The following is a 22,166-nucleotide window of genomic DNA, read 5'->3' on the forward strand; positions in this document are numbered from 1 at the left end:
CCCAGCGCGAACGGCAGATGCTCGAGGTCGCGGAGGCGGTGTTCGCCGAGCGCGGGTTCGCCGCGGCGTCGATGGACGAGATCGCCGAGCGCGTCGGCGTGTCCAAGCCGATGCTCTACGAGTACTTCAACTCCAAGGAAGGCCTGCTGCTGGCGTGCGTCGCGCAGGCCAGGGCCGAGCTGCGCGAGGTGACCGAACGCGCGGTGGCCGGCGAAACGGACGCCCGCGAGGCGCTGCGCAGCGGGCTGCGGGCGTTCTTCGTGTTCGCCCGGGAACGCCGGCAGGGCTGGTCGCTGCTGCGCCACGAGCTGGCCCTGATCGGCACGTCGGCCTCCGACGCGCTGGAGGACACGAGGCGGCAGCAGACCGACCTCATCGCCAAGCTCATGGCGCAGTACTTCGACGCGGGCGAGACGGGGCACCTGCTGCTCGAGGCGACGGCGGAGCTGGTGGTCGGGGCGAGCGAGCGGCTGGCCATCTGGTGCGAGCAGCACGATGAGGTGACACCCGATATGGCTACCGACCTCGCCATGGAGGTGCTGTGGGCCGGACTGGGCCTTCGCGCTCAGTGATCGGACGTACTCGCAGCTCGTTGCTCCATATGGCCGTCACGCATCGCACATTTCCGCCCAGAACTTGTCACGCAGAGTTCTGTTGATGTATCGATAGAAGCTGACAGAGCGTTAAGCAAATGGCGGCAGAAGCACGCCCGATCGGATGAATGCGATCGGCGTCATGAAGAGGCTTCGGATTGCTCCCTCAGTGTGGAGTTGCAGCCGAGAGCGGCAGGGGTGTGAGACTCATGGCGGTACCGATCACGGCGATCTACGTGCCGGAGGACGACGACTGGGCGGTGACCGTGACCGGTCAGGGCAAGAGCCTGACGGCGCGGGCGCCCGGGATCATCGCGGCGCGGGACCGGGTCGACCAGTTCGTCGAGGAGCTGGGCGCGGAGGCGAAGGGGGCCACCGTCGTCCACCTGCTCAACGGGAGTGCGCTGGAGTTCACGGCGGCGTACATGACCGCGCGGCTGTCCCGGCCGGAGCCGGCGCCGATCGAGGTCCCGGAGCCGGCCGCGCCAGCGGAGGGGGCGGCGACGGCGGAGGCACCGGCTGAAGTACCAGAGCAGCCGGCGCCCAAGCCGGACAAGAAGCCGAAGGCGAAGCTGACGGCGAACATCGGGGACGCGCTGACGACCGCGAAGCCGGCGGCGCCGCAGCCCGCGGCCGCCTCGGCGATCAAGGTGACCGCGGCCGCGAGCACACCGGCCGCGCGGGCCTGAGCCCTCAGCGGAAGAGCTCGCGCACCAACGCGCCGCGAGGAGCACGCCAGCCGCGATCAGCGGAAACTTGACCTTGGGGTCGTCGAGCTCGGCGCGCAGGGTCGTCTTACGGCGCCGCGGCCCCTCGGCGTGACCGTGGCCGCGACAAGCACACCGGCCGCGATCAACGGCAACTTGACCCTGACCTTCGCTCACCGGGTCGTCGCGCGGTGCCGGAGCCGCGGCCACCTCGTCGAACAAGGTGACCGCGGCCGGTCGCCCGGGCCTGAGCCCTCAGCAGAACAGCTTGCGCACCAGCAGCGCCGCAACGAGCACGCCGGCCGCGATCAACGGAAACTTGACCTTGGGGTCGTCGAGCTCGGCGCGCAGGGTCGTCTTACGGCGCCGCGGCCCCTCGGCGTGACCGTGGCCGCGACAAGCACACCGGCCGCGATCAGCGGAAACTTGACCCTGACCTTCGCTCACCGGGTCGTCGCGCGGTGCCGGAGCCGCGGCCACCTCGTCGAACAAGGTGACCGCGGCCGGCCGCGCGGGCCTGAGCCCTCAGCGGAACAGCTTGCGCACCAGCAGCGCCGCAACGAGCACGCCGGCCCCGATCAGCGGAAACTTGACCTTGGGGTCGTCGAGCTTGGCGCGCAGGGTCGTCTTGGCGTTGTCGGCCAGCCGCTTGGGGCTGGCCTTCTCGCCCAGCTGGTCCAGCGTCGACGCGAGCGCTTCGCGGGCCTTCACGATCTCCCGCTCGATGGTGTCCGGGTCGCGAGCCACAGGTCCTCCTCACCTTCGCAGGGCACAACCGTAGATCACCGCCCCCGGCGGGCGGCACCGGCCACGCCGTACCGGGCCCGGGCGCTAGGCTGGGGGCGTCGGGGCCCGTAGCCCAATTGGCAGAGGCACATGGTTTAGGTCCATGCCAGTGAGAGTTCGAGTCTCTCCGGGCCCACTCACCGGCACCATCGCGCAGGTCACTCGTCCCCGGCGAGGGCTTGCGCGACGCTGAGGCTGTCCTCGTAGACGTGGTACCGGGTGATCAGCCCGTCCTCCACCGTGAGGTGCACGGCGCACCGCGCGGTGTAGGGCTGGTCCGTGGCCCGCACGGTGTGCTGGATCTCGCCCAGCACGACCGCGTCCCGCCCCTCGACGAGGACCTGGAACTCCGCCACCGCCGCACGGGTGCCCGCGTCGCCACCGGTGAACTGGTAGTCCCGCCGGATGCCGCCGTTCTCGCCCAGAACGAGGAAGACCAGACCGGATCACCGCCGTCCGCGGGCACCATGTGCGTGGGAACGTGACGGCGTCGTGGTGGGCCACCGCGTTCCGGGCGTGGACGAAGACGAACCCGCCCCCGGCGACGAACTGTTCGTGGGCGTCGGGGCCCGGAGCGCGGCAACGGCCGCGCGCCGCCGTCCGGGGTCGGACTCGTTCTACGGCGCGACGAGCGGCTCCGCCGCGTAAGCGCGGTGCAGTAGCTCCACAAAGGACTCCGGCGTGCCCAGCTCCACGTCCTCGATGCGGCTCACCGCCACGCCCGGTGTCCACGAGTTCATCACCACCGCTCCCCGCAGCGACGACAAATCAGGAACTGTCACGACCTGCGAGCGCTGCGCCACGCCGAGCCGGTCCAGCTGGCGTCGCAGGATTCCCATCGTGACGCCGCCCAACATCGGCCCCTCCGGCCACACCACCGCTTCCCCGTCCCAGAACGCCAGGTTCCAGATCGACGCCTCGGTGAGCCGGCCGTGGCGGTCGACGAACGCCGCGTCGTCGAAGCCGCGCTTGGTGGCCTGCTTCGGGTAGTACGTCTTGGCCACCTCGCCGACGTGCTTGATCGCCGGCAGGACCCGCTCGTACTCGAACGTCGCCAGGCTCAGCGGGCCCGCGGGGCCGTCGGTGGCCGGTCCGGTGCGGACCAGCACCCCGGGCTCGGCGTCGGCCGTCGAGAACTCCGGCGAGTACACCGTGGCGACCAGGGAGACGTCCGCCGGCCCCTCCGTCAACGCCGCCCGCAGGTAGGCGGTCACCGCCTCGTCGGGCAGTGCGGTGCCGAACATCTCGACTGAAGCGTTGCGCAGCCGGGCCAGGTGCAGGTCGAGGCCGCGGATCCGGCCGCCCCGCACCTGCATCGCGGTGAAGTGCGCGTATCCGGCGAAGGCGAGCGGCGCCAGGTCCTCGCTGGTCGCCGCTCGCCCGTTGCGATGAACGACGAAAGTGCTCATGCACCGCACGTTAGGCCTTCACACCGGTGTGAAGGTCAACTACCGGTCCCAGGGCCCGGTGATCGCGAACACGTGGCCGGGGCTCTGGATGCAGGCGAACAGGATCCGCCCGTCCTGGCTGAACACCGGACCGGTGAACTCGCTGTCGTTGAGGTCGTTGCGCGCCATCGGGTACGACTTGCCGTCCTTCGTGACACCCACCAGGTGGCTCAGCCCCTCGCCGTCCTCGGCGAGGATCAGGCCACCGTGCGGGGACACGGTGATGTTGTCCGGCCCGTCGTAGTTCGTGTCGGCCTCCGGGTCGGGGTTCACGCCGTAGATCGTCTTCAGCTCGATCGTCTCGGAGCGCGGGTCGTAGAACCACACCTGGCCGTCGTGCTCGTTGACGCTGCCGTCGCTGATCCGCGCGTAGCTGGCGACGAAGTACGCCCCGCCGTCGCCCCAGTAGGCGCCCTCCAGCTTGCGGCTGTGCGTCACCTGGCCGGGCGCGAACTGCTTGCGCACCGACACGGTCCGGGCGTCGCGATCGGGCACGTCGACCCACCGCACCTTGTACCGGGTGCCCGGCGTGGTCGCCTCGGACAGGTCGCCGATGTGCCTGCTGCCCTTGAACGCGCTCATCGCCTGCAGCTTGCCCGCCGTGTCGCCGCCCGCGGACAGCACCAGCGCCCGCAGCGCGCCCTTGCCGCCGCGGAAGCCCTTCGGCGGCAGCCACCGGAAGTACAGGCCGTTCGGGCCGCTCGCGTCCTCGGTCAGGTAGATCTCGCTGGTCTTCGGGTCGACGGCGACGGCCTCGTGCGAGTAGCGGCCGAGGAACTTCAGCGGGACCGGTTCGAGGTTCGCGTCGCGGTCGAAGGCGTCCACCTCGAACACGTAACCGTGGTCCTTCTGGAACACGCCACCGGCGCGCTGCTCGGTCTCCTCGCAGGTCAGCCAGGTTCCCCAGGGGGTCTCGCCGCCGGCGCAGTTGTTGTGCGTGCCGGCCAGGCTGACGTACTCGCTCTTCCGGTTGCCCTCGTGGTCCACGACGATGGTCGTGGTGCCGCCGCCTGCGCCGGGGTCGTAGGTGAGGCCGGGCAGCGCGGGTGTGCGGTGCGGCTCGCTGCCGCCGATCTCGTGGTTGTTGATCAGCACGAAGTCCCGGCCGCGGCGGAAGCACGCCATGCCGTCGGGATCGCTCGGGGTGAACTGGCCGGTTTCCAGCTTGGTCACGCCGGACTGGGCGATCACCTGGTACCGGAAGCCCTCCGGCAGCGCCAGCAGGCCGGCCGGATCGTCGACGAGCGGGCCGTAGCCGGCGCCGCGGGTGACCTGCGCGGCCGCGGCAGGCGCCGCGATCGCGTCGACGCTGCCCGCGACGATGATGCCCAGACCGCTCGCCGCGCCGGTGCGCAGCAGATCACGCCGGGAAAGTGAAGCCATGCCGACCTCCTGTGGTGGGAACCGTGCCAAGGATCAAAACCGCCGATTCCGACCCCGGCGGGGCCCGCGGACGACACCCAGGCGAACGGAGGGCGAACGGTTCAGGCGAGCCGCTCGTGCGGGTAACGGTCGCGGATGCACGCCTGGAAGTAGCGGCCCTTGCTCTCCGCGGCCAGCAACGCGCGGTAGATAGCGCTTTCCACGCCCAGGTACCGGTAAATGCCGTGGTGCAGGAATTCCACCTCGAGAATGCGCCGCGCCGCGTCGTACCCGACCGACGCGAGCGCGCTCGAGGAAACCGGATGGCGGCGCACTAGGGGCGACCCGTTTCGAGCAGGTCCTTCAACCGGCGCAGATCGTGGCGGTTCGCGCGTGCCATCGCCGCGCGCAGCACGCGGGCGCCGGCTTTCGCGAAGCCGCTCGGCTCACCGCGGTTGCGCAGGACCATGCGCGTGTGGTCCTCGTCCACGGATTCCCAGGTGTAGGTGGTTTCCATCGGGAACGGGCCCTGCGCGGTGCGCATCACGAGCCGTTCGCCGGGCGCGAGTTCGACCACCTCGTAGGTGTACCGCAGGGTGCGGCCGAGAAACCGCGCCACGAAACCGATCCGGGAGCCCTCGTGCAGCGGCGGCCGGGTCTCCCATTCGATGTCCAGGATGTTGGCGTACCACTCGGGCGCGTTCGACGGATCGCCCGCGTAGGCAGCCACCGTTTCCCGCGGGCGCGCGATGACGATTTCAGTGCGCACGTCGACCGGCACGAATTCGAGGGTAGGTCATCCGAGCCGTTTTTCGAACCACAGACCGCTGTGCGGATCGTCGCCGTAGTGGGGAATTTCCGAGTAACCGCTCGTACGGTACATCTGGATGGCCTCGGACAGCTCGGGGTGCGTGCCGAGCCGGACCGCGGACATCCCACGGGCCAGCGCCGCGCCCTCGAGTTCGGCGAGCAGGCGGCGGCCGAGGCCGAGACAACGGACGTCGCGGTCGAGCCAGACGTGCCGGATCTCGCCGATCCCCGGTTCGAACGTACGCAGCGCGCCGCACCCCACGGCGCGGCCGTCCTCGCGGGCGAGGAGCAGGACTCCCCGGTCGCCGCGGATCTCGCCGGGCGCAACCAGATCCGCGGTGTCGAACCCCTCCGGGAACCGGGCGTCGAGTTCGGCCGCGTAGGCGTGCAGGCAGCGCCGGCCGTCCGAGGACTCCGGATCGGCCGGGCCGATCGTGATCGCGGCCAGGCGGAGCAGGCGGTCGGCGGTGCCCATCGCGTCGATCAGGCGCCGGCGCTGGTCGCCGTGGGACGCCCTGCTCGCCGAGGACGTCGAGCTGAACCAGCCGATGGTGCCGCCGACGCGAGGCAGGCGGGCGTGGGGACGGGAGGCCGAGCGGCTGCTGGGCTTCCTGCCGGACCTGCGCGGCGAGGTGCTGTCCTGGGCGGGCCGGGAGGACCGGCTGTTCATCGAGCTGCGGCTGAGCGGCACGCTGCGCGGCAAGCCGCTGGCCTTCCGCGCCGTCGACGAGCTGTGGCTGAACGCCGACGGCTGGGTGACCCGGCGGGACTCCTTCTTCGACTCGATGCCCGTCGCGCGGGCCGTCGCCGCGAGTCCCGGCGCGTGGCTCGCCTGGTGGCGCTCCGGGCTCGGCCCGCTCACCGGCCGGCGGCGGTTCCAGCGGTGATCCCGGTGGCCGGAGCACCCCGGCCACCGGGAACCCGTTACGCCGGCACCGTGAAGACCACCACCGGCGCCGACGTCGGCCGCTCGGAGCCGCCGGCCGGTTCGACGGTCACCGCGACCGTGCGCACCCCCGCCAGGCCGGTGAACATCAGCGGCGCCCCGGTGGTCCCGGCGTGCCCCATCACACCGGCCGAGCGCGGACCCGACGCGTCGATCGTCCACGCCTGGTAGGTCACGTCCGCCGGCTGGTCCGGCATGCCGGACATGGTCAGCATCGCCCGGTCCCGGCTGGGCGACACGACCAGCCGCGCCTCGCCGGCGATGCCCGCGTCCGTGCCGGACACCGTCCGCACGTCCGGCGCCGACAGCAGCTCCGTCAGCGCCGCGTACTGCGCCTGGGCGGTGTCGAGCTGCCGCTCGGCCCGCACCGCGAGGACTCCGCTGACCGCGGCGACCGCGATCGCGATCACGGCGGCCGCGGCGAGCAGGCGTGTCGTCCAGTTCCGGGAACGCGTCGCCGTCCGGCGGGCCGGTGGTTCCTGCCGGACCTGGCGCACCTGCTTCAGCACGCGATCCCGCAGCGCCGGGGGCGGTGTCTCGGACACCGCGGCACCCAGCCGCGCCGTCGTCGCGCGCAGCTCGGCCACCTCGCGCTCGCAGTCCGGGCACTCGGCCAGGTGCTCCTCGAACCGGCGCCGCTCCAGCTCGTCGAGCGCGTCGAGGGCGTAGGCGCCGGTCAGCATGTGGACGTCCGGGTTCACCGCGTCACCCCCAGGCAGTCGCGCAGGCGGATCAGGCCGTCCCGCATCCTCGTCTTGATCGTCCCCAGTGGACTCTGCAGCAGGTCCGCGACCTCGGGGTAGGTGTGGCCGCCGTAGTAGGCGAGCATGATCGACTCGCGCTGCAGCTCGGTGAGGCCGTCCAGGCAGCGGCGCACCTGCTCCCGCTCCAGGCGGGCGGTGACCGCCTCCAGCACCTCGTCGAACTCGCGTCCCGGCGCCGTCGCCCCGGCCCGCTGCTCGCGGTCGGTGCGCGCCTGGGCCGACCGCACCCGGTCGACCGCGCGGCGGTGCGCGAGGGTCAGCGCCCAGTTCAGCACGCTGCCCTGCGCGCTGTCGTAGCGCGCCGCGGTCCGCCACAACTCGACCAGGACCTCCTGCGCGACCTCCTCGGACTGGGCGACGTCGCGCACCACGCGCCGCACCACGCCGAAGACCGGGCCGGCGACCACCTCGTAGAGCTGCTCGAACGCGGCCTCACTCCCCCGCACGACCTGGGCCATCAGGTCCTCGGGCGACGGGCCCGCGGGGCCCTGGGCGGCCGGGCGTATCGCCCGGACCGAGTCGTCCATCCCGTCATCCTCCCTCACGCCGACAGATCGTGTTCGGAGCGAACGCGGGACCGGATGGGTCGGATCACTGGTTGGATGCGGGGATGAGCTTCTACGTGCGCGCCCGCTTCGAGGTCCACGACCAGCAGGAGTTCGAGGAGGTCGCCCGCGCGCTGCGCGACCAGGCCGCGACCGAACCGGGCACGCTCACCTACCGGTGGTTCTCCGGGGCGCCGGGCAGCTACGTCGTCATCGAGGAGTACACCGACGTGGACGCCGCCTTCGCGCACAACGACCGCGGGGCGGCCCTGCTCGCACGGGGCGGCGAGTGCGCGGACATGGTGGAAGCCGAGATCTACGGCGACATCACCGGTGAGCTGTGGGACTGGGTGGCGGCGAACCCGGTGTTCACCGCCTACGCCGAGGTCTTCGCTCAGCCGGACTGACGCGCGAGCCGCAACCGGCGGTGGGCGGCCATGCGCACCGGCGCGTTCGCCGCGCCGTAGCCGCGGTAGCCGCCGATCCGCTGGACCACCTCGAAGAACACCCGCGCCCCCAGCACCTCGGTGTAGAAGTGCAGGAACTCGCCGTGCTCGTCGCGGTCGTAGAGCACCGAATACTCGCGCAGGGCGGTGAGCAGATCCGGCGGCGGGGCCAGCCGGGCGTCCAGGTCGTCGTAGTAGTTGTCCGGGATCGCCAACAGGGGCGCGCCGGCCGCGTGCATCGCCTTGGCGGTGGCCAGCACGTCGTCGCTGGTGAAGGCGATGTGCTGCGGGTCGGGCACGCCGGGCGCCCACTCGCCGCGGCGCAGCAGCGCGACGTTCAGCGCGATCCGCACGGTGTTCGAGGGGTTGGTCACGGCGCGGCTGCGGATCAGGCCGAACGGCGCGGCGAACTCGGTCGGCATCTCCGGGTGCAGCCCGAGCACCGTGCGGTAGAACAACGCGGCCTCGTCGAAGTTGTCGAACGGCTGGCTCAGCGAGACGTGGTCGGTGCCCAGCAACCCGGCGCCCGTGGCGGTGTCGCCGGTCGGCGTGAAGTCCGACAGCCAGCCGTCGCGGCAGAAGAACACCGCCGTGCCGTCCGGGGCGGCCACCGCCGACAGGTCGGCCTCGCCGGCGCGGTGCTCCCGCGGCAGCACCGGCGCGTGGAAGGACTCCGCCCGCCGCGCCGAGCGCGCCGGGTCCGCGCTCGCCACGGCCAGTGCGCTGATCTCGGCCGGCCCGCCGGTCGCGTTCAGCAGGACCCGCGCCTCGCCCTGGGTCCACAGCTGCACCGGCTTCGACCGGTGCTGCCCGGTGTGCGCGAACCCCATCGCGCTCAGCGCCGCGGCCAGCCGCGGCCCGGTGGCCTCGTCCACGGCCAGTTCGGTGAACGCGTGCCCGGTCAGTTCCGGCGCGGCGATCGCGGGCTCGCCCAGCGACTCCTCCAGCCCGAGCAGCGACCGCATCGCGTCGACCGCCGCGCGGCCCGGATCGGCCTGCCGGAACACGTCGTTGAAGACCTCCAGCGACAGCGGCCCGGAGTAGCCGGTCGCCAGCACGTGCCCGACGAACGCGGTCAGGTCGAACGCGCCCTGCCCGGGGAACAGCCGGTGGTGCCGGCTCCACTGCAGGACGTCCATGTGCAGCCGGGGCGCGTCGGCCAGCTGGAGGAAGAAGATCTTCTCGCCCGGGATCGTCCGGATCAGCGCGAGGTCGCTGCCGCGGGAGAGCACGTGGAAGCTGTCCAGGCACAGCCCCACTGCCGGGTGATCGGCCCGCCGCACGATGCGCCACGAGTGGTCGTAGGTGTCGACGAACCGGCCCCACGCCAGCGCCTCGTATGCGATGCGCATACCGCGCCGAGCTGCACGTACACCGAGTGTATGCAATTGTTCAGCGGCCAGGTCGTCGTCGTCCACGGCGTCCGGCGACACCGACGAGCACACCAGCATGGTGTCGGCGCCGAGCTGCTCCATCACGTCGAACTTGCGCTCGGCGCGGCGCAGGTTCGCCTCGAACACCGGCGGCGGCACCGCCTCGAAATCCCGGAACGGCTGGTACAGGTCCACCGACAGCCCGAGGTCGTCGCAGCGGCGCCGCACCTCGGCCGGCGACAGCGGCGAGACGATCAGGTCGTTCTCGAAGATCTCGACCCCGTCGAAGCCGGCGGCGGCCGCCGCGGTCAGCTTGTCCTCCAGCGTGCCGGACAGGCACACGGTCGCGATCCCTCGCCTCATGGCCGGGACTCCTCTCGCACGGACCGGTGTTGGTTGAACCAGTCGGTGAGTCCTACGGTGCGCATATGCCGACCGAAAGCGCCGAACGCCTGCGCGACGCCGAGCGCACCCGCGCCGAAATCCTCGACGTGGCGACCCGCGAGTTCGCCGACCAGGGCTACGCCGGGGCGCGCGTCAACGAGATCGCCGCGAAGACCCGCACCACCAAGCGGATGCTCTACTACTACTTCGGCAGCAAGGAAGGCCTCTACGTCGCGGTGCTCGAACGCGCCTACGCCGGCATCCGCGCCCGCGAGCAGGAACTCGACGTCGACCACCTCGACCCGGTCGAGGCCCTGCGGCAGCTGGCCGAGCTGACCTTCGACCACCACGAGTCCCACCCGGACTTCATCCGGCTGGTCAGCATCGAGAACATCCACAACGCCGAGCACATCGGCCGCTCCGAGGTGCTGTCGACGCTCGCGAACCCCGCGCTGGACGTGCTGACCCGCATCCTCCAGCGCGGCCGGGCCGCCGGGACGTTCCGCGCGGACGTGGACGCGCTGGACGTGCACATGATGATCAGCGCGTTCTGCGTCTTCCGCACCGCCAACCGGCACACGTTCAACGCCATCTTCAAGCGCGACATGCTCGACCCCGGCCGGCGCGAGCACTACCGCACGATGCTCGGCGACCTGCTGGTCGAGTACCTGACCGCGCACTGAGCGTTTCGTCCCCTTCTCCGGGTTGACAAGCCGTGGACCACTAACTCACCATCTGGTACGTAACCAAACGGTACATTAATCCGGCACGCAACGGAGCGACAGGAGCGTGGACGTGGTCGAGCACGGAAAGCCCCGGAAGGCCGCGGTGGCTGCCTGGGTGGGCAGCGCACTGGAGTACTACGACTTCTTCATCTACGGCACCGCCGCGGCACTCGTCTTCGGCAAGATCTTCTTCCCCAGTTCGGACCCGGCGGCGGGCACGCTGCTGGCGCTGGCCACGTTCGGCGTCGGCTACGTCGCCCGCCCGATCGGCGCGTTCATCCTGGGCCACGTCGGTGACCGGTTCGGCCGCAAGAAGGTCCTGGTCTTCACCGTGCTGCTGATGGGTGTCTCGACGTTCCTGGTCGGCTGCCTGCCGACCTACGAGCAGGTCGGCGTGCTCGCCCCGGTGCTGCTGGTGATCCTGCGCCTGCTGCAGGGCCTGTCCGCGGCCGGTGAGCAGGCCGGCGCCAACTCGATGTCGCTGGAGCACGCGCCGGAGCACCGCCGCTCGTACTACACGAGCTGGACGCTGTCCGGCACGCAGGCCGGGCAGATCCTGGCGACCGCGGTGTTCCTGCCGGTCGCGGCGATGCCGACGGCCGCGCTGCAGAGCTGGGGCTGGCGGATGCCGTTCTGGGCCAGCGCGCTGGTCGTCGTCGCCGCGTTCGTCATCCGGCGCAAGCTGGACGAGACCCCGGTGTTCGAGCGCGAGGTCGCCGGCCAGGAGCAGGCGAAGCTGCCGGTCGCGGTGCTGTTCCGGGACCACTGGGCCGACGTGCTGCGGGTCGTGTTCGCGGCCGTGATCGCCGCGGTCAGCACGATCTTCACGGTGTACGCGCTGTCCTACGCGGTCAACTCCGCCGGGCTCGCGCGCACTCCGATGCTGTGGGTCGGCGTGCTCGCCAACATCGTCGCGCTGGGCGCCATCCCGCTGTGGGCGATGCTGGCGGACCGGGTCGGGCGCAAGCCGGTGTTCATCGGCGGGTCGCTGGGCTGCGCCCTGTTGATCTTCGCCTACCTGGGCGCGATCTCGGCTGGCAACTACGTGCTCGTGTTCGTCGTGGGAATCCTGATGTTCGGTGTCGTCTACAGCGCGACCAACGCGGTGTGGCCGGCGTTCTACGGCGAGATGTTCCCCGCGCGGGTGCGGCTGTCCGGTATGGCGATCGGCACGCAGATCGGGTTCGCGATCGCCGGGTTCACGCCGAGCATCGCCGCCGCGATCGCCGGTGACAAGAGCGCGAACTGGGTCGGCGTCGCGATCTTCACCGCGGGCCTGTGCCTGGTCAACGTGATCGCGGTGCTCACCGGCCGGGACAACTACCGGGTCCCGACCGCCGACCTGGGCCGCAAGGACCTGGACGGCGGCCGGGTGCCGATGACCTCCGCGGGCGGGGCGACCGCCTAGGACTTCGCGGCTTCGGCGGAGCGGCTCGGAAAACCGGCGCGGTGCGGGCCGCCTCCGTCGACCGGCAGGACCGCGCCCGACACCCATCGCTGGACGTCCTGTTTGGACATCCCGTTCTTCGCCAGCAGCTGGGTGTGCTCCGGGCCGAGCACCAGGCCGTAGGAGGCTTCGCGGAAGATCAGCGCGCCGGTGCGGGACATCGTGTCGGCCAGGTCCCACAGCACCTGCTCGTGGTCGTGGGTGTGCCGGTTGTCGACGTACTCGACGGTGCGCAACAGCACGACGGTGACCGCGCTGTTGTCCGGCGCCAGGCCCGCGGAGACCGACAGCGGCTCGCCCGCGCGAGCGGCGGTTCGCTGGCGGGCGGGCTCGGGCAGACCGGCGGGGTGCTGCAGTCGGTGGTGCTGGTGGCGGTCGCCGCGGCGGGCCCGCACGTGTCGATGCTGGTGCTCGCCGCCGGGTACGTGTTCGCCGCGCTGATCATCTTCTACCTGGCCATCCCCACCACCGGCCGCTCGCTGACGGCGATCAGCGCCGGCCACGACGCCGTCGAGCGGGTACGGGCATGATCGGGGTGTGTGCGTTCAGCGGCCGAGCGAGCGGTGCGGCGACGCACAGCTTCGGTCGGGTGGCCGTGATGCCAGAGCACCGGCGGAGCCAGGAGCCTAGTTGCAAGTCGCCTCCAACGGCGCGGGACTCGACCAGCCCGACCTACCCGAACCACCCCTGACAGCGTCGAGCGGGTCGAGGCATCGGCGCCGAACACGGTGACGTCGAGTACGCTCTGTGCGAGGACGATTGGAAACGACAGCACGGACTGCCATGACGACCGATCGCAATGTTCTGGGCGGCGAACTCGAGCCCTGCGGCACCGATCCGATGACCGGGTACTACCGGGACGGGTGCTGCACCACCGGTGACGACGACCTCGGCAGCCACACCGTGTGCACCGTGGTGACCAAGGAGTTCCTGGAGTACCAGCGCGGGGTCGGCAACGACCTGTCCACGCCCCGCCCCGAGTACGGCTTCCCCGGGTTGCGGCCCGGCGACCGCTGGTGCGTCGTGGCCGCCCGGTGGCTGCAGGCCTACGAGGCGGGTGTGGCCGCGCCGGTGGTGCTGGCCTCGACGCACGAGCGGGCGCTGGACGTCGTCCCGTTGGAGGCCCTGCAGCGGCACGCGGTGGACGTGCCCGCGGACCCTAGCTCGCTGACCTGACCGAGCGCCGCACGAGCACGACGGTCAGGGCGATTGACCCGAGCACGGCGGGCACCTCGAACAGGAGCGGGTGCCGGTCGGCGAAGTCCGGTTCGAGGACGTCGCTGGTCAGGATCGTCACCGCGGTCCCGACCGGCACGCGGTCGCCCGGGTCGGTGCGGATGGTGAGGGTTTCGCCGCCGCAGGCGAGGGTGTGCACGAAGCCGTAGTGGTGGTAGCGGGCGCCGGTCTCGATCATGACCCGGTCGGTGACCGTGCAGGTCTCGGTGTGGCCGAAGGCGTGCAGCGCGAGGCCGCGGCCGGCGACCGTGAGCGCCGCGAAGAGCAGGGCCGCGCTGATGAGCCCGGCGACGAGCGCCCACCAGCGGCCGTGCGCGCGGCGGGCGGTGCCCAGTGCGAAGGCCGCCCCGCCCGCGAGTCCGAGCGCGATCGCGGCGAGGGTGCTGTGCGGTGGGAGGACGAAGAGGGCGGCCCCGAGGACGATCGCCGCGAGCCCGGCGGGCGCGACGTAGCGGCCGGTGCGGATGCCCAGCCTGTCCGTGATGTCGAGGACCATCGGCTGACTCTAGCCACATGTGGCGCGAAAACGGAGACCACATAAAGTAACCGCGTGCGCGGCGAGGGCTACTACGACCTGCTCGGGGTGGACCGGCATGCCTCGACGGCGGAGATCAAGTCCGCCTACCGCCAGAAGGCGCGGACCGTGCACCCGGACGCCGGTGGTTCCCCCGACGAGTTCCAGGCGTTGCGGCAGGCCTACGAGGTGCTGGTCGACCCGTTGCAGCGCGCGGCGTACGACCGGGCGCTGGACCGCGCGGCGGCGACCGCCACCCCGGTCCGGGCGCGGCGGCCGGGGCGGAAGCTGGGTGAGGACCCGAGTTTCACGGCCGAGTTGCCGGTGCTGGACCCGGACGCGCTGGAGTGGTGGGACGCGGCGCGGGAGAAGGCGCGGACGGCGGACCGGGCCGCGCCCGGGCACGCTCCGGCGGTGTTGCTGCTGGCGTGGTTGCTGCTGGTGGTGCTGCCGATCATGGCGGGTGCGCTGGCGGTCGCGGTGTGGCTGGTCCTGGCGTCGGCGGTGGCGATCTGGCTGGTGTGCCAGCATCTGGAGGTGGCGCGGGCCGAGCGCGCGGTGGACGACGAGTTCGGCGGCACGGTCGTGTTCGGCTCGCCGGGCTCGGAGCCGGACCAGTGGGGCGAGCGGCTGACGGCCGAGTTGCTGGAGCGGTACCTGACGCGTCTGCCGGGGGCGCGGATCTTCCACGGGTTGGCGTGGCCGGGTTCGGTGTTCGCCGACATCGACCACGCGGTGCTCGCCGGGCGGCGGCTGGTGCTGATCGAGTCGAAGACGTGGCTGCCCGGGCACTACGCGGCGGACGAGCACGGCGAGCTGTGGCGGGACGAGCGTCGTTTCCGCGGCGGCGCGACACAGCTGCCGGAGGCGATCGAGGCCTTCCGCGCGCTGCTGCCCGGGGCGGAGATCCGCGGCGCGCTGATCGTGTACCCGAGCCGCACGGGCGAGATCACCACCGACGAGGACTTCGACGTGCCCGCCCCGCCGATGACGCCGGACCAGTTCGTGCAGGTGATCGGCGACTGGCTGGCCGCGGAGGCCGCGCGCGTGGACGTGCGGCTGCTGCGGAAGGTGCGCGCGCAGGTCGTCTAGTCAGGCCACGTCCAGGAACGGTTCGAGGCAGTAGATCGCCACGCGATCGGGCCGCCCGGCGACGAACGTCCCCTTCGAGGGGATGGTCCGCACCAGCCCACGGTCGCGGAGGACTTTCGTGGCGTGGCGGCACGTGCCCAGCGAGACGCCGTACTGCCGGGCCAGCGTCTGCTCCGCGGGAAGCGGCGTGTTGACCGCGAGCTCACCCGACTCGATGCGCCGGGCGAGATCGTCGGCGACGAGGTCGTAGAGGTAGGCGGGACCGGTGGCGGGAAGTTCTCTGCTCACCCCTCCAAGGTAGCATAGAAAAGACAAAAAGTAGGGCACGAGCGACCATTGGTAGGCTGCGCAGTTGTGACGATGGAGGAGGTCCTGGACGCCCGGCTGCGCGCCCTGGCAACCCGCGTGCGGCGGCTGCGGCGGGACCGGGACCTGAGCCAGGCCGACCTGGCGGACCGGGCCGGGGTGTCCCGATCGGTGGTCGCCGAACTGGAACGATCACGACTCGCACAAGGCGCGCCACGGCCCACACGCAACATCACGCTGGACACGCTGTTCCGCCTCGCCGAGGCGATGGGGGTGCACCCAGCGGAGCTGCTGGATGAGGGGAAGGGTTAGACGGGGAGGCGGCGGTCGGCAAGGCGAGTGGGGCGGCAGCGGCGGGCCGTGCGGCAACCCTGCAACCGGCGGCCGGCAACGCAAGCGGCCCGGCAATCAACCGGACCGCGCGGCAGCCCAACAAGCCGCAAGCCGGCAACGCAAGCGGCCCGGCACTCGGCTGACCGCGCGGCAGCCCTGCGAACCGGCGCCCGGCAACGCAAGCGGCCCGGCACTCGGCTGACCGCGCGGCAGCCCTGCGAACCGGCGCCCGGCAACGCAAGCGGCCCGGCACTCGGCTGACCGCGCGGCAGCCCTGCGAACCGGCGCCCGGCAACGCAAGTGGACCGACTACCCCAACCAGACCTCCCCCGCCCCCGATCCACAGCCGATCTTTGGTCGCCGATCAGGCGTGTCAAGGTACTCTTTCCCGCCTTGACACGCCTGCTCGGCGACCGAAACACAATCAGGCATCGGGGGCGGGGGAGGTCGGAAGGTGACCTTTTGGCGCCGTGAGGCGCTTTCCGCCCGTAGGGCGGGCTCTCCGCCTGCCCAACGTCACCTCTAAAGATCAAAAGATGTCCTCGCCGGACGGGCAGGCTCCGGGATGACGGGGGAATGCAGGCACCTCACCTCGGGCAGGTGGTCGCCGGGTGGTCATCCCGTCGCCTTCCGGTTTGTGCATATCACCTTGAGCCAGGGCCGCAAGGTTGCGTAGCTCGGCCGCCGGTTGGCGGCCCGGGTTGCGGCCCTGGCTCAAGGTGATCGTTGCATGTCAGGCGACGGGATGACCACCCAGCTACCTTGGGTGCAAAGCACGGCGCTGCGCGCCGTCAGTATCCCCGTACCGCGTTGATCCTCACCCGCAATACCTGGGGATACTGCTCCGAAAACCCCGCCAGGCTTCCGCTTACCCGCTCCATCGCCTTGCCGTACTTCGCCACGTACGAGGCGTCCTCGTGTGCCGGGGGTTGTGTGTCGGCCGGTCGGGCCAGTCCGCGGAACACCACGACGTCCGAACCCTGCCCGTCGCTGTTGAAGTGGAGCGCCACCTGCGGCCGGTCCCGGATGTGGTCCAGCCGCTTGGCGCGCGCGGCGTTGTACACCAGGAACTCGCCGTCCCGCCACACGAACCACACCGGGTTCGGCTGCGGGGTGCCGTCCGCGCCCGTCGTGGTGAGCCAGACGACCTGCTCGGTCTCGAGCCGTTCGCGGACCCGCCGTCCGAACGGGCTCGACGGGTCGGGGAGCACGTCGCCTGCCATGCCGCCAGCGTAGTGGCCGGGCTCACTTCCGGCGCAACTTCACCGACCGCCCGTGATAGGCATTCGGGGATCGAGCGCCGGAAAGGATCATCGATGCGTCTGCTGCTGCTGTCCAACTCGACCGCGCCCGGACGCGGCTACCTGGAGCACGCTACCGACGCGCTGGGCGAAGTGCTCCAGGACGTGCGCCGCCTGGTGTTCGTGCCGTTCGCGCTCGCCGATCACGACGGTTACACGGCGATCGTCGCCAAGGCGCTCGCCCCGTTCGGCATCGAGGTCGCCGGCGCCCACCAGGATGACCCGATCAGGTTGCTCAACTCCGCGCAGGCCGTGTTCACCGGCGGCGGCAACACCTTCCGGCTCCTGCGCGAGCTCTACCGCCGCGAGCTCCTCGCCCCGATCCGCGACCGCGTCGCGCACGGGACCGTCTACATCGGATCGAGCGCGGGCACGAACGTCGCCTGCCCCACCATCCGCACCACCAACGACATGCCGATCGTGCAGCCGCCCGCGTTCGACGCGGCCGGGTTCGTGCCGTTCCAGATCAACCCGCACTACCTCGACCCGCAGCCGGAATCCACCCACATGGGCGAAACCCGCGAGGAGCGGATCGACCAGTTCCTGGAGGAGAACGACGTGCCGGTGCTGGGGATGCGCGAAGGCACCTGGCTGCGCCGCGAGGACGACACCCTCACCCTCGGCGGTGACGAAGCCGGCGCCCGCCTGTTCCGCCGCGGCGCCGGCCCGGCGGAGCTGCGGCCGGGCGCGGACCTCAGCGACCTTCTGGCGAGCGAGATCGCCTGAGCTCGTCCGCCAGCTCGGCGCGCCGGGCCAGAACCTCGTCCCGCGACCTGGCCATGTCGCGCAGCACCGACTTGCGCTTGCGCAGTGGCAACCGGTCCACGTACAGGCCGCCGCCGAGGTGGTCGGTCTCGTGCTGCAGGCACCGCGCGAAGTAGCCCCGCCCCTCGACGACCAGCGGCTCCCCGAACTGGTCCACCCCGCGCACCACAGCGTGGTCGGCGCGCGGCAGCTTCGCGTACGGGCCGGGGACGGACAGGCAGCCTTCCGGCGCCTCGATCAGCCGCCGGTCGCCGACCGGCTCCTCGTCGAGCACCGGGTTGAGGATGTGGCCGATGTGCCGGTCGCCGTACTCGTCCCAGCAGTCCCACACGAACAACCGCAGGTCGACGTCCACCTGGTTGGCCGCCAGTCCGGCGCCCTCGGCCACGTACAGGGTGGCGAACATGTCGTCGATCAGGGCCGACAGCTCCGGCGTGCCGAACTCGGCCGCCGGGCGGCACGGACGAGCGAGGATCTCCTCGCCGATCTCGGTGATCCGCCGCGGCGAGCCACGGCGCGCTTCCGGCAGCACCCGCGGGCAGTCCCCGACCGGCTGCCCCTGCACGTAGACGGCCATTCCGCCTCCCTTGCCAACGACTTTGCAAACTAGCACACTTTGCAAAGTGGAGAACCGACCCGAGTCGAAGCTGCCCGACCACCCCGTCCGCCTCGCGCTGCTGGACCTGCTCGCCGAACTGGGCACCGTGACCGCGAACGAGGCGAGCCGCCGCCTCGGGTACAGCTCCGGCCTGTGTTCGTTCCACCTGCGACAGCTGGCGCGGGCGGGCCTGATCGAAGAGGCGCCGCGCGGCCGGGGGCGAATCAAACCGTGGCGGCTGCGGTGGGATTCCGCGGAATCCCACGCGCCAGATGATCAAACCTTTTCGGCCGTCCTGCACCTGACTCCGCGCGAGCTGGCCGAACTCACCGCATCCGTGCGGGAATTGATCAAGCGTTTTCCCGAACGGGCATCCGGACACGCCGAATCCCGGCCGGTCGAAGTCAATTTCTCCGCGTTTCCGCACCCGTGAACCACGCCGGCCAATAACCGGTTCAACGGAGTTTCAGCAGCCGAGACACACGTTTGCTACGTTCGGATGACGACGCTTCATGACCGCTCCGACCCGTGCCTACCATGGTTCAACTGCGACCCACGGGATGCGATCATGACAACGCACATGGATTTCCGCCCCGCGGACAGCTGCTTCGGCTGCCTGGTCCCCCACGAGCAGACCCCCGCCGACGAGGAATGGTGTTTCGACGCGCAGGGCCACCCGCTTTGCGGGCAATGCGCCCGCGACGAGCAGATCATTCACGAACCGTGGACCGGCCCGCCGGACGGGCATCGCGCCGAATGGGATTTGGTGCAGGACCTGTCCTATTTCCTCCATTGACCCGCCGCGCACGGCACGCGACTCCGCGTGGGCTAACCTGAGCAACGCCAATGGCGTCGAGGTCAGCTTCGCGGGAGGTGAGCGCGATCGCGGACACCACGGCCCGCCCCACCGTGAGCAGGCGGCGCGAGGTGAGCCACACGAGCGCGCGGTCGGTCCTGATGACCGTGCTCGGTGAGTTCGTGCTGCCCCGTGACCGGCCGGTGTGGACCTCCACCCTCGTCGACGTCCTCGCGATGTTCGGCATCGAGGAGAAGTCGGCGCGCCAGGCGCTGGCCCGCACCGCCGCCGAGGGCTGGCTGGTGTCGCAACGCCACGGCCGTCGCGTGCGGTGGTCGCTGACCACGCCGGGCCGGCGGCTGCTGAGCGAGGGCGCGGAACGCATCTACGGTTTCGGCCGCGACCACACGCCGTGGGACGGCACGTGGCTGATGCTGCTGGTGTCGGTGCCGGAGACGAAGCGGGACCTGCGGCACAGCCTGCGCACGCGGCTGACCTGGGCCGGGTTCGGTTCGCCGACGCCCGGTGTGTGGATCTGCCCGGACCCCAGCCGTCACGACGAGGCGAACTCGATCGTGCGCGAACTGGGGCTGGACGCCGAAGCGATGTCGTTCGTCGCCTCGTACGGCCGGATCGGCGACGAGGACGCGATGGTCGCGCGGGCCTGGGATCTGACCGCGCTGGAAGAGCGCTACGAGGACTTCATCGACGAGTTCGCCGCGCTGGCGCCCGCTTCGGGCGAGGCGGTGCTGCACGCACAGACCCGCCTCGTGCACGAGTGGCGCCGCTTCCCGTTCCTCGACCCGCGCCTGCCGGGCCGCCTGCTGCCCGACGGCTGGAGCGGCGCCAAGGCGGCGGAGCTGTTCCACCGCCGGCACGTCGAGTGGCGCCCGGTCGCGCAGCGGCACTGGGACCAGCTGGTCGGCGCGGAGGAAGCGGCCTAGGTGTACTAGGCGCTGTTTCGGTGCTGGCAGCGGGCTGGTGTCCGGCAGCGGATCCGCACCGCGCTGCAAACCGTCGCCGACGCGGCCGGGCCGGCCACCTGGGATGTCAGCGTGGACTCCACCATCGCCAGAGCGCACCTCTTCCGGGCCGGGTGATCACGCGTGGGTTCGTCCCGGTCTTGGCGGGTATCCGGGGTGCCCCGGCTGACTGGGGGCCGGCCCAGAACCCGGCCTGACCCGGATCAAGGCGGCGATCCCAGCAACCGGCACAAACGCAACCGGGCCGTGGCCACGCGCTACGACGAGCTGGCCGTGCGCTACGAAGCCACCGGCCAGATCGCCGCGATCAACGAATGGCTCTGACCGGCTTCGATACAGGCCCTGGCGGGCCGGCAGGTTGTCTTTTCTAGACGCTGGGCTTCAGCGACTGCTGGCCGACGCCGGTCAGCAGTGTGTCCACGACGAGCGTCGCCAGTTCGTCCACGTCTCGGGCGTCGGCGGGCTGGGGCTGCGCGGCTTCGTGGATCAGCGCGTAGTAAGTGCGCCGAGCCCAGGTCAGGTCGGTGTCGGGCCGTAGGACACCTGTGTGCTGGAGCCTCCGGAAGAGGCGGTCGCACTGGTCGAGCACGTCCGCATGTACGCGTGCAGTCTCGGAATCCTCGGGCTTGACGGCGTTCATGGCGAACCCCCAGCCGATCTTGACTCGAAGCACGTTCGCGGTCACCTGATACAGCGCGACCAACGGCGGGGCAGTCTCAGGCCGAGCACTGGTGACGGCGTCGTGGAACTGCTGAGTGGCCCAGGCTGTCATGGCATCGACGAGGGCCTCGCGGCTGGTGAACCGGCGATGCACCGTCGTCCGGGCGACACCCGCGGCTTCCGCGATCTGTTCCATGGTGGCCGCGGGATTGGCGCTCAGCACGCGTTCCGCGGCCTCGAGGATCGCCTTCGCTGTCCGTTCGGCGTCTGCGCGCATCGGCCGTCCTCGCCTCTCCTGCTCCACGTGATCTTCTCGTACCCCGCCCCCAGGCTACAGGACAGTCGCCATTCATCCACAACTTGCAACATCTGTGTTGCATGTACTAGCCTAGTCGCATCACTGATGACGTCAATCGAACGTGGAGGACCTCATGGATTTGCAGCTGGACGGCAAGGTCGCTGTCGTGACCGGCGCAAGCCGAGGAATCGGATTGGCCACGGTTTCGGCCTTGCTCCGCGAAGGAATGCGGGTGCTGGCAGCAGCACGGACCATCACACCCGAGCTCCAGGCCACAGGGGCGCTCAGCATGTCCGTCGACCTGTCCACCCCCGACGGCCCTGCTCAGCTCATCGAACGGGCAGAGGCCGAGCTTGGGCGGCTCGACGTGCTGGTCAACAACGTCGGGGGCGGTGACGGCGGTGGCCAGACCGGCGGGTTCCTCACCTTCACCGATGAGCAGTGGAGCAGCGCGTTCGACTTGAACTTCCTGGCGGCAGTCCGCACCACGCGGGCCGCGCTCCCTCATCTTTCGAAGAGCCGCGGCGCGATCGTCAACATCTCCTCCAACGGTGCGCGAATCCCGCATGCCGGTCCGATCACCTATACCACCGCCAAAGCTGCGCTCACCGCCTTCGGGAAGGCGGTAGCGGAAGAGTTCGGCCCGCGAGGAGTGCGCGTCAACACCGTCTCACCCGGCCCGGTCCGGACCCACATGTGGGAATCCCCGGACGGCTATGGAGCTGAGCTCGCCGAATCCCTGGGCCTGAGCCGGGAGCAACTGATGGACAACCTCCCCGCGACCATGGGGATGGTCACCGGCAGGCTCGTGAATCCCGCGGAGGTCGCCGACCTTGTTGCGTACCTCGCTTCACCGCTCGCGGGCAGCACCACCGGGGCGGACCACCTCATCGACGGGGGCGCGATCAAGTCCGTGTGACGCGCCGACGTCTCCCATCCAGCCGTCCG

Annotated in this window: 33 protein-coding genes and 1 tRNA gene; 17 read left to right on the plus strand and 17 right to left on the minus strand. The window is 70.9% G+C overall.

Translation table 11 applies throughout. The annotated features are described in order from the left end of the window. Positions 1–17: 17 nt before the first annotated feature. Both L1857_RS31200 and L1857_RS31205 read left to right on the plus strand, forming a co-directional pair. Entirely contained in the window at positions 18–572 is a 555-nt protein-coding gene (locus L1857_RS31200; RefSeq protein ID WP_094006192.1) for a TetR/AcrR family transcriptional regulator, read from the plus strand. Positions 573–802: 230 nt separating this feature from the next. Next, complete coding sequence (locus L1857_RS31205) at positions 803–1,282, plus strand: hypothetical protein (RefSeq protein ID WP_094006077.1); 480 nt, start codon at positions 803–805, stop codon at positions 1,280–1,282. 273 nt (positions 1,283–1,555) lie between these two features. Here L1857_RS31205 and L1857_RS31210 read toward each other — a convergent pair whose 3' ends face one another. Together L1857_RS31210 and L1857_RS31215 are read right to left on the minus strand one after the other, a co-directional pair. Beyond that, entirely contained in the window at positions 1,556–1,792 is a 237-nt protein-coding gene (locus L1857_RS31210) for a hypothetical protein (protein ID WP_240323188.1), read from the minus strand. A 33-nt stretch (positions 1,793–1,825) separates the two neighbouring features. Further along, positions 1,826–2,047 carry a DUF3618 domain-containing protein gene (locus L1857_RS31215; RefSeq protein ID WP_094006076.1) on the minus strand — a complete coding sequence of 74 codons (222 nt, stop codon included), beginning with the start codon at positions 2,045–2,047 and terminating at the stop codon, positions 1,826–1,828. Positions 2,048–2,148: 101 nt separating this feature from the next. On the opposite strand from L1857_RS31215, the gene L1857_RS31220 reads away from it, so the two are divergent. Further along, positions 2,149–2,222 (plus strand) — tRNA-Leu (locus L1857_RS31220). Between the two features lie 22 nt (positions 2,223–2,244). Here the strand turns inward: L1857_RS31220 and L1857_RS31225 are convergent. The 6 genes from L1857_RS31225 to L1857_RS31250 form a co-directional block, all read right to left on the minus strand. After that, positions 2,245–2,442: a nuclear transport factor 2 family protein gene (locus L1857_RS31225; RefSeq protein ID WP_240323189.1), complete on the minus strand. Its 198-nt coding sequence runs from the start codon at positions 2,440–2,442 to the stop codon at positions 2,245–2,247. Between the two features lie 261 nt (positions 2,443–2,703). Beyond that, positions 2,704–3,495 carry an aminotransferase class IV family protein gene (locus L1857_RS31230; RefSeq protein WP_116110688.1) on the minus strand — a complete coding sequence of 264 codons (792 nt, stop codon included), beginning with the start codon at positions 3,493–3,495 and terminating at the stop codon, positions 2,704–2,706. Positions 3,496–3,534: 39 nt separating this feature from the next. Continuing rightward, complete coding sequence (locus L1857_RS31235) at positions 3,535–4,917, minus strand: alkaline phosphatase PhoX (protein WP_249467113.1); 1,383 nt, start codon at positions 4,915–4,917, stop codon at positions 3,535–3,537. A 101-nt stretch (positions 4,918–5,018) separates the two neighbouring features. After that, complete coding sequence (locus tag L1857_RS31240; protein WP_094006072.1) at positions 5,019–5,231, minus strand: KTSC domain-containing protein; 213 nt, start codon at positions 5,229–5,231, stop codon at positions 5,019–5,021. Next, the gene (locus L1857_RS31245) at positions 5,231–5,677 is read right to left on the minus strand and encodes an SRPBCC family protein (protein ID WP_116110690.1); all 447 of its coding nucleotides are present in this window, start codon (positions 5,675–5,677) and stop codon (positions 5,231–5,233) included. Before L1857_RS31245 ends, L1857_RS31240 begins: the two co-directional genes overlap by 1 nt. Before the next feature lie 15 nt (positions 5,678–5,692). Then, complete coding sequence (locus tag L1857_RS31250; protein WP_116110691.1) at positions 5,693–6,181, minus strand: GNAT family N-acetyltransferase; 489 nt, start codon at positions 6,179–6,181, stop codon at positions 5,693–5,695. Between L1857_RS31250 and L1857_RS31255 the strand changes: the two genes are divergently transcribed. After that, positions 6,174–6,593, plus strand: a complete 420-nt coding sequence (locus L1857_RS31255; RefSeq protein WP_240323190.1) for a nuclear transport factor 2 family protein — start codon at positions 6,174–6,176, stop codon at positions 6,591–6,593. The genes L1857_RS31250 and L1857_RS31255 overlap by 8 nt on opposite strands. A 37-nt stretch (positions 6,594–6,630) precedes the next feature. Here the strand turns inward: L1857_RS31255 and L1857_RS31260 are convergent, their stop codons facing one another. Together L1857_RS31260 and sigK are read right to left on the minus strand one after the other, a co-directional pair. After that, complete coding sequence (locus L1857_RS31260; protein WP_116110692.1) at positions 6,631–7,353, minus strand: anti-sigma factor; 723 nt, start codon at positions 7,351–7,353, stop codon at positions 6,631–6,633. Further along, positions 7,350–7,943 (minus strand): ECF RNA polymerase sigma factor SigK, encoded by a 594-nt coding sequence (sigK, locus tag L1857_RS31265; protein ID WP_116110693.1) that lies wholly within the window; start codon positions 7,941–7,943, stop codon positions 7,350–7,352. Before sigK ends, L1857_RS31260 begins: the two co-directional genes overlap by 4 nt. 83 nt (positions 7,944–8,026) lie before the next feature. On the opposite strand from sigK, the gene L1857_RS31270 reads away from it, so the two are divergent. Continuing rightward, positions 8,027–8,368: an antibiotic biosynthesis monooxygenase family protein gene (locus tag L1857_RS31270; protein ID WP_116110694.1), complete on the plus strand. Its 342-nt coding sequence runs from the start codon at positions 8,027–8,029 to the stop codon at positions 8,366–8,368. Here the strand turns inward: L1857_RS31270 and L1857_RS31275 are convergent. Then, a complete protein-coding gene (locus L1857_RS31275; RefSeq protein ID WP_249467116.1) occupies positions 8,356–10,143 on the minus strand; it encodes a bifunctional sugar phosphate isomerase/epimerase/4-hydroxyphenylpyruvate dioxygenase family protein in 1,788 nt (595 codons plus the stop codon). The genes L1857_RS31270 and L1857_RS31275 overlap by 13 nt on opposite strands. A 65-nt stretch (positions 10,144–10,208) precedes the next feature. Between L1857_RS31275 and L1857_RS31280 the strand changes: the two genes are divergently transcribed. Next, positions 10,209–10,847: a TetR/AcrR family transcriptional regulator gene (locus L1857_RS31280; protein ID WP_094006064.1), complete on the plus strand. Its 639-nt coding sequence runs from the start codon at positions 10,209–10,211 to the stop codon at positions 10,845–10,847. A 112-nt stretch (positions 10,848–10,959) separates the two neighbouring features. After that, on the plus strand, positions 10,960–12,297 hold the full coding sequence (locus tag L1857_RS31285; RefSeq protein ID WP_094006191.1) for an MFS transporter: 1,338 nt from the start codon (positions 10,960–10,962) through the stop codon (positions 12,295–12,297). Here the strand turns inward: L1857_RS31285 and L1857_RS31290 are convergent. Continuing rightward, the gene (locus L1857_RS31290) at positions 12,294–12,572 is read right to left on the minus strand and encodes a hypothetical protein (protein ID WP_240323191.1); all 279 of its coding nucleotides are present in this window, start codon (positions 12,570–12,572) and stop codon (positions 12,294–12,296) included. The two genes, L1857_RS31285 and L1857_RS31290, sit on opposite strands and share 4 nt — an antisense overlap. 111 nt (positions 12,573–12,683) lie before the next feature. On the opposite strand from L1857_RS31290, the gene L1857_RS31295 reads away from it, so the two are divergent. Then, complete coding sequence (locus tag L1857_RS31295) at positions 12,684–12,866, plus strand: hypothetical protein (protein WP_240323192.1); 183 nt, start codon at positions 12,684–12,686, stop codon at positions 12,864–12,866. 253 nt (positions 12,867–13,119) lie between these two features. Continuing rightward, on the plus strand, positions 13,120–13,512 hold the full coding sequence (locus L1857_RS31300; RefSeq protein ID WP_094006063.1) for a DUF2237 family protein: 393 nt from the start codon (positions 13,120–13,122) through the stop codon (positions 13,510–13,512). Here L1857_RS31300 and L1857_RS31305 read toward each other — a convergent pair. Then, positions 13,496–14,068: a hypothetical protein gene (locus tag L1857_RS31305; protein WP_249467123.1), complete on the minus strand. Its 573-nt coding sequence runs from the start codon at positions 14,066–14,068 to the stop codon at positions 13,496–13,498. The two genes, L1857_RS31300 and L1857_RS31305, sit on opposite strands and share 17 nt — an antisense overlap. A gap of 54 nt (positions 14,069–14,122) precedes the next feature. Between L1857_RS31305 and L1857_RS31310 the strand changes: the two genes are divergently transcribed. After that, entirely contained in the window at positions 14,123–15,178 is a 1,056-nt protein-coding gene (locus L1857_RS31310) for a J domain-containing protein (protein WP_116110697.1), read from the plus strand. On the opposite strand, the gene L1857_RS31315 is transcribed toward L1857_RS31310, so the two are convergent. Further along, on the minus strand, positions 15,179–15,466 hold the full coding sequence (locus tag L1857_RS31315) for a winged helix-turn-helix domain-containing protein (protein ID WP_094006060.1): 288 nt from the start codon (positions 15,464–15,466) through the stop codon (positions 15,179–15,181). It lies immediately after the preceding gene. Positions 15,467–15,538: 72 nt separating this feature from the next. Between L1857_RS31315 and L1857_RS31320 the strand changes: the two genes are divergently transcribed. Beyond that, positions 15,539–15,796 carry a helix-turn-helix domain-containing protein gene (locus tag L1857_RS31320; protein WP_094006059.1) on the plus strand — a complete coding sequence of 86 codons (258 nt, stop codon included), beginning with the start codon at positions 15,539–15,541 and terminating at the stop codon, positions 15,794–15,796. An 812-nt stretch (positions 15,797–16,608) separates the two neighbouring features. Here the strand turns inward: L1857_RS31320 and L1857_RS31325 are convergent. Next, positions 16,609–17,040, minus strand: coding sequence for a TIGR03667 family PPOX class F420-dependent oxidoreductase (locus tag L1857_RS31325; RefSeq protein ID WP_116110698.1), 432 nt, complete (start codon positions 17,038–17,040; stop codon positions 16,609–16,611). Positions 17,041–17,133: 93 nt separating this feature from the next. On the opposite strand from L1857_RS31325, the gene pepE reads away from it, so the two are divergent. After that, entirely contained in the window at positions 17,134–17,844 is a 711-nt protein-coding gene (gene pepE / locus L1857_RS31330; RefSeq protein WP_094006055.1) for a dipeptidase PepE, read from the plus strand. Here the strand turns inward: pepE and def are convergent. Then, the gene (def, locus tag L1857_RS31335) at positions 17,813–18,460 is read right to left on the minus strand and encodes a peptide deformylase (RefSeq protein ID WP_198958257.1); all 648 of its coding nucleotides are present in this window, start codon (positions 18,458–18,460) and stop codon (positions 17,813–17,815) included. The genes pepE and def overlap by 32 nt on opposite strands. 46 nt (positions 18,461–18,506) lie before the next feature. Between def and L1857_RS31340 the strand changes: the two genes are divergently transcribed. The 4 genes from L1857_RS31340 to L1857_RS31355 all read left to right on the plus strand — a co-directional run bounded on the left by L1857_RS31340 (position 18,507) and on the right by L1857_RS31355 (position 20,584). Beyond that, positions 18,507–18,914 (plus strand): winged helix-turn-helix domain-containing protein, encoded by a 408-nt coding sequence (locus L1857_RS31340; protein ID WP_116110699.1) that lies wholly within the window; start codon positions 18,507–18,509, stop codon positions 18,912–18,914. Positions 18,915–19,049: 135 nt separating this feature from the next. Next, positions 19,050–19,277: a hypothetical protein gene (locus L1857_RS31345; protein ID WP_094006053.1), complete on the plus strand. Its 228-nt coding sequence runs from the start codon at positions 19,050–19,052 to the stop codon at positions 19,275–19,277. Between the two features lie 50 nt (positions 19,278–19,327). Continuing rightward, positions 19,328–20,221: a PaaX family transcriptional regulator gene (locus L1857_RS31350; RefSeq protein ID WP_094006052.1), complete on the plus strand. Its 894-nt coding sequence runs from the start codon at positions 19,328–19,330 to the stop codon at positions 20,219–20,221. A 195-nt stretch (positions 20,222–20,416) separates the two neighbouring features. After that, a complete protein-coding gene (locus L1857_RS31355; protein ID WP_240323193.1) occupies positions 20,417–20,584 on the plus strand; it encodes a hypothetical protein in 168 nt (55 codons plus the stop codon). 43 nt (positions 20,585–20,627) lie between these two features. Here L1857_RS31355 and L1857_RS31360 read toward each other — a convergent pair whose 3' ends face one another. Continuing rightward, positions 20,628–21,197 (minus strand): TetR/AcrR family transcriptional regulator, encoded by a 570-nt coding sequence (locus L1857_RS31360; RefSeq protein WP_167481481.1) that lies wholly within the window; start codon positions 21,195–21,197, stop codon positions 20,628–20,630. Positions 21,198–21,351: 154 nt separating this feature from the next. On the opposite strand from L1857_RS31360, the gene L1857_RS31365 reads away from it, so the two are divergent. Beyond that, positions 21,352–22,137 carry an SDR family NAD(P)-dependent oxidoreductase gene (locus L1857_RS31365; protein ID WP_094006057.1) on the plus strand — a complete coding sequence of 262 codons (786 nt, stop codon included), beginning with the start codon at positions 21,352–21,354 and terminating at the stop codon, positions 22,135–22,137. The last annotated feature ends 29 nt before the right edge of the window (positions 22,138–22,166 follow it).

This window comes from Amycolatopsis thermalba (assembly GCF_023376025.1).
In the GTDB taxonomy this organism is placed as follows: Bacteria; Actinomycetota; Actinomycetes; order Mycobacteriales; family Pseudonocardiaceae; genus Amycolatopsis_E; species Amycolatopsis_E thermalba.